This window comes from Polaromonas sp. P3_C2, from assembly GCF_056402675.1.
The window spans coordinates 1-4,602 of the sequence record NZ_JBFUGX010000338.1 but is presented as its reverse complement, the minus strand read 5'-3'; the positions used below and the strand labels follow the sequence as shown (position 1 = coordinate 4,602).

Sequence of the window (4,602 nt, the reverse complement as noted above, 5' to 3'; positions counted from 1 at the left end):
GTGCATGGAAATGAACAGCCACCAGAAGGTGCTGCACAACATCGCCGTGCCGAAAAGACCGCCCATCCAGGCGGCGCGCTTCCAGGAGCGGCAGCTGTCAAGTTGCGCGGCAAACAGGAAAAGCGCCAGCAGTTGCAGCCACCACAGCGGCTGGCCCTGTGCAAAACCAAAATCAAAAGGCCAGGCCATGCTTGCTGCATGGGTGCAACCAGCTATCAAAATAATAGCAATCTGGAACGGCGAAATGCCTTTGCGCGGCGGCGGGTTGCGCGCGTGCTCAAGCAACGCAGGCAAGGTGGGGAGATGGGACATCATGCTTTGAATCGAATCCCGTCCCATAGTCAGCCCGCCCTTTTTTTCGTGAATTCGTTGTCAGACGCCGGCGTTGACCGGCGACACCTTGAACCAGCGCACAGCCCCACCTTTGGTGTGCAGTACGGTGAACTGCAGGCCGGCCAGCGCGTAATGCTCGCCGCGCTTGGGAACATGGCCCATCTCATGCGCCACCAGCCCCCCGATCGTATCGAAGTCGGTTTCGGGCAGCGTCACACCAAAAGCTTCGTTGACACGCTCGATGGAGGTGTCGCCGCTGACGCGGTAGGTATGGTCGCTGAGGCCGAAGATGTCGCCCTCGTCTTCGGCAATGTCGAATTCGTCCTCGATCTCGCCGACGATCTGCTCGAGCACATCTTCAATGGTGATGAGGCCGGCCACGCGGCCGAATTCGTCAATGACGATGGCAAGGTGGTTGCGGTTGCCGCGGAATTCACGCAGCAGGTCGTTCAGCCCCTTGCTCTCCGGCACAAAGACGGCGGGCCGGAGCAGGGCCTTGATGTTGAGTTCGGGCGCGCGCTGCAGCTTGAGCAGATCCTTGGCCATCAGGATGCCGAGGATGTTTTCCTTTTCGCCTTCGTAGACGGGAAAGCGCGAGTGGGCGGTGTCGATCACCAGGTGCAGCAGTTCGTCGAACGGCGCGTCGATGTTGATCACGTCCATGCGCGGGGCTGCCACCATGACATCGCCCGCCGTCATGTCGGCCATGCGGATGACCCCCTCGAGCATCTCGCGGCTCTGGGCTCCGATGACGTCATTGTCCTGGGCTTCCACCAGGGTCTCGATCAACTCGTCCTTCGAGTCGGGGCCTGGGTGGAGCATTTCAGCGAGCTTCTGCAAAAAGCCGCGTTTGTCTTCTGGCCTGGAAGACCGACTGGGGGGAACGTCGGACACGTGATGGGCGGTCGGTAGTTGTGAAGGGGCTAAGGATAGCTGAAATCCTTGACGGTGCGCAGGCGTAATTGGCCGCCGCGTGCCGAAGCGGTTGGCTTTTGTATTTCCTGTTTGGGTTTGTGTCCATTCAGGGACACGTGGCGGAGGTTTGGATGATTTTTGGCGCGTAGCCAATGGAAATGAGCGCGAGCAGCTATTGAATTGATAGCGCCAAGCACGTCTTACGGCACCTGCTGCCTGGGTTGAGCCGGCACGCAGCCGGCTCTTGCGCCGACCCCGCGCGGGCCCCAGGCTGAAGCCATCACATCGGCATGCGGTCCCGTCCATCACGCACGCCCTGCCGCACTTCCTGAACCATCGCCAGCAGGTCCCAGAACTGCTTGGCCTGAACCTTGAGGCGGTAGTCGGTCTGGGCGATCTGCTCTTCGACCATTTCGGTCATGCGCGAGTCCAGGTCGGCCGGCGGCAGCTTCAGGTAGGCCTCGCTTTCAGAGCCGTCGCGTTCGATCGTGGCGCCGGCCTTGCGTGCGATGTTGAGCATGGCGGTGTTTTCGCTCAGCGCGTGGATGAACATCATGTCGACACCGTTGTTTCGGGCGTGCATGACGGCGCGGTCAAAAAGACGCGAGCCGTAGCCGCGGCCACGCGCCTGGGCCAATACAGACACGCCGAACTCGGCGCAGCTTTTCAGGTTGGGGTCGGTGGTATGCGCCAGGTGGGCCATGGCGATCAGTTCGAGCTTGCGGTTGTAAATACCGAAAATCTCGTCGCGCTCGAAGTTGAGCCCGTCCACATAGCGGTGAATCTGCTCATCGTTGGCCGAATAGCCAAAGCGCAGGTAACGGTCGTGGGGGCTCAGGGCCAGCAAATGGGTGGCGATGCGTTCCCCGTGGCTGGGGCCGATCGAGCGGATGGGAACCATGACGGGCTGGACGTGACGCGCTGGAGGTGCCGCGGAGGCGCGCTCTTCCACGGGAGGCCGGAAGAATTCCTTGCCTGCGTTATAGGATGCTCTTAAAAGGGTGCTGGGTGTAACCATGATCTCAATATAAGGGTTTTCCCTAGAATCAACAGTCTAGGGGCTTCTGAATCAGCGTCAATAGAGGGTCGCTTCAAAAAAACACCCTTATGTGGATTTTTCCCAATAAATACGGGCGCAGGCGGCTATTAAAAATATAGCAAACTGACACTTTCAGTTGCTCCGGCGCGTGGATTGTTGTGATACGGCAACACTTTTCGCGCACATCCGGGCAAGTCAGGCACATGGAAATGCCGGTTCCCCGGCTTCGCCCCCGGTTCAGCTCACAAAGGAACGGCCGTCGTCGCCTTGACCCGGTCCAGCACAAAACTCGTTTTGCAGTCCTGCACGCTGGGATGTTTGAGCAGGGTGTCCATGATGAAACGGCTGTAATGCGCCATGTCCTGCACCAGCACGCGCAGCAGGTAGTCCATCTCACCAGTCAGCGCTGCGCACTCGGCTACTTCAGGCCAGGTCTGCACGCTGGCCCGGAACAGGTCCATGGGGTTGCGCTTGTGGCTTTCGGTGTGCTTTTCCAGCCGTACGTTGATGTAAGCCGTGAGCCCCAGCCCCACAGCCTCGGGCTTGACGAGCGCCACATAGCGGTCGATGACGCCGCTTTCTTCAAGCCGCTTCACGCGCCGCAGAACCGCACTGGGTGAAAGCCCCACCTGCTCGGCGAGCAGATCGAAGGTAGCGCGACCATCGGCCTGCAGGCTGCGCAAAATGTGCCGATCAAGCTTGTCAAGTGCTTCCATGCGGATTATTTTGCAGTTTTACTGCGCCAATAGCAATACAAACGCCCCATTTCGCAGTAAAACTGACCGCCAGCGCCGCTAAAGTTACTTTATACGCACACCTATCTGGAGACACGCATGAATGCACGMGACGACACCGCCCTGAACTTTGAACAGGGCGCGGCCTGGGACAACCCCATGGGCACCGACGGTTTTGAGTTCATTGAATATGCGGCACCCGACCCTGTCGCCATGGGTGCGTTGTTCGAGCGCATGGGCTTCACGCCGATTGCCAAACACCGCCACAAGAATGTCACGCTGTACCGCCAGGGCGGCATCAACTTCATCCTCAATGCTGARCCCGACTCGTTTGCCCAGCGCTTTGCGCGCCAGCACGGCCCCAGCGTCTGCGCCATCGCTTTTCGCGTGCAGGACGCCAAGGCCGCCTATGAACGCGCAATCTCACTGGGCGCCTGGGGGTATGCCCACACATCGGCGCCTGGTGAGCTGAACATTCCGGCCATCAAGGGTATTGGCGATTCGATCATCTACTTCATCGACAAATGGCGCGGCAAGAACGGCGCGCAACCCGGCGACATCGGCAACATCGGCTTTTACGACGTGGACTTTGAAGCCTTGCCCGGCGTGCAGGGTGACGCGCTGAACCCCGCCGGCCACGGCCTGACGTATATCGACCACCTGACGCACAACGTGCACCGCGGCCGCATGGACGAATGGGCCGGCTTTTACGAACGGCTCTTCAATTTCCGCGAAATCCGCTACTTCGACATCGAAGGCCAGGTCACCGGCGTGAAGAGCAAGGCCATGACCAGCCCCTGCGGCAAGATCCGCATCCCGATCAACGAAGAGGGCAACGAAAAAGCCGGCCAGATTCAGGAGTACCTGGACCGCTACCAGGGCGAAGGCATCCAGCACATCGCCATGGGCAGCAACGACCTGTTCACTACGGTGGATGCATTGCGCAGCAGCGGCGTGAAGCTGCTGGACACGATCGACACCTATTACGAGCTGGTCGACAAACGCATCCCCGGACACGGCGAGAGCGTGGCCGATTTGAAGAAGCGCAAGATCCTGGTGGATGGAAAAAAGGGCGCGTTGCTGCTGCAGATCTTCAGTGAAAACCAGCTCGGCCCGATCTTCTTCGAGTTCATCCAGCGCAAGGGCGACGACGGTTTCGGCGAAGGCAATTTCAAGGCGCTGTTTGAAAGCATCGAGCTGGACCAGATGCGCCGCGGGGTTTTGTCGGGCGCCAAGGCAAGCGCACAATAAAGTTTTTCCATCCCCCAACCTCACGGAGATTGCCATGTCACTTTGCCCGCAACTGCCCCATCGCCTGGCCGCATTGGGTGTCGCCACCGCTGCATTTTTTGCGGTGACGGGGGCATATGCCCAGACGGCGGTCAGCGTCGCTCCGGCCTCCAGCCTGGACAGCGTGCAAAAAGCCGGCGTGCTGCGCATCTGCACGCCGGGCGACTACAAGCCCTTCAGCTTCCAGAAGCCCGACGGCACGTTTGAAGGTATCGACGTGGACCTGATGGCCTCCCTCACGGCCAGCCTGGGTGTGAAGCCTGAGTGGGTCAAGACCAGCTGGTCCAACCT

Annotated in this window: 5 protein-coding genes and 1 pseudogene; 2 read left to right on the top strand and 4 right to left on the bottom strand. The window is 59.9% G+C overall.

What is annotated here, in order from left to right:
• The 4 genes and pseudogenes from AC1DWI_RS14490 to AC1DWI_RS14475 all read right to left on the bottom strand — a co-directional run.
• Positions 1 to 315 (bottom strand): annotated as a pseudogene (locus tag AC1DWI_RS14490) (apolipoprotein N-acyltransferase); the annotation flags it as partial.
• 57 nt (positions 316 to 372) lie between these two features.
• Positions 373 to 1,155 (bottom strand): HlyC/CorC family transporter, encoded by a 783-nt coding sequence (locus AC1DWI_RS14485; RefSeq protein ID WP_477670114.1) that lies wholly within the window; start codon positions 1,153 to 1,155, stop codon positions 373 to 375.
• A 373-nt stretch (positions 1,156 to 1,528) separates the two neighbouring features.
• Positions 1,529 to 2,266 carry a GNAT family N-acetyltransferase gene (locus tag AC1DWI_RS14480; RefSeq protein ID WP_457282811.1) on the bottom strand — a complete coding sequence of 246 codons (738 nt, stop codon included), beginning with the start codon at positions 2,264 to 2,266 and terminating at the stop codon, positions 1,529 to 1,531.
• A 263-nt stretch (positions 2,267 to 2,529) separates the two neighbouring features.
• Positions 2,530 to 3,003: an Lrp/AsnC family transcriptional regulator gene (locus AC1DWI_RS14475; RefSeq protein WP_477670115.1), complete on the bottom strand. Its 474-nt coding sequence runs from the start codon at positions 3,001 to 3,003 to the stop codon at positions 2,530 to 2,532.
• A gap of 117 nt (positions 3,004 to 3,120) precedes the next feature.
• Between AC1DWI_RS14475 and hppD the strand changes: the two genes are divergently transcribed.
• Together hppD and AC1DWI_RS14465 are read left to right on the top strand one after the other, a co-directional pair.
• Entirely contained in the window at positions 3,121 to 4,272 is a 1,152-nt protein-coding gene (gene hppD / locus AC1DWI_RS14470) for a 4-hydroxyphenylpyruvate dioxygenase (protein WP_477670116.1), read from the top strand.
• A gap of 34 nt (positions 4,273 to 4,306) precedes the next feature.
• The coding region (locus AC1DWI_RS14465) for a transporter substrate-binding domain-containing protein (RefSeq protein ID WP_477725076.1) at positions 4,307 to 4,602 on the top strand (296 nt) is incomplete at its 3' end.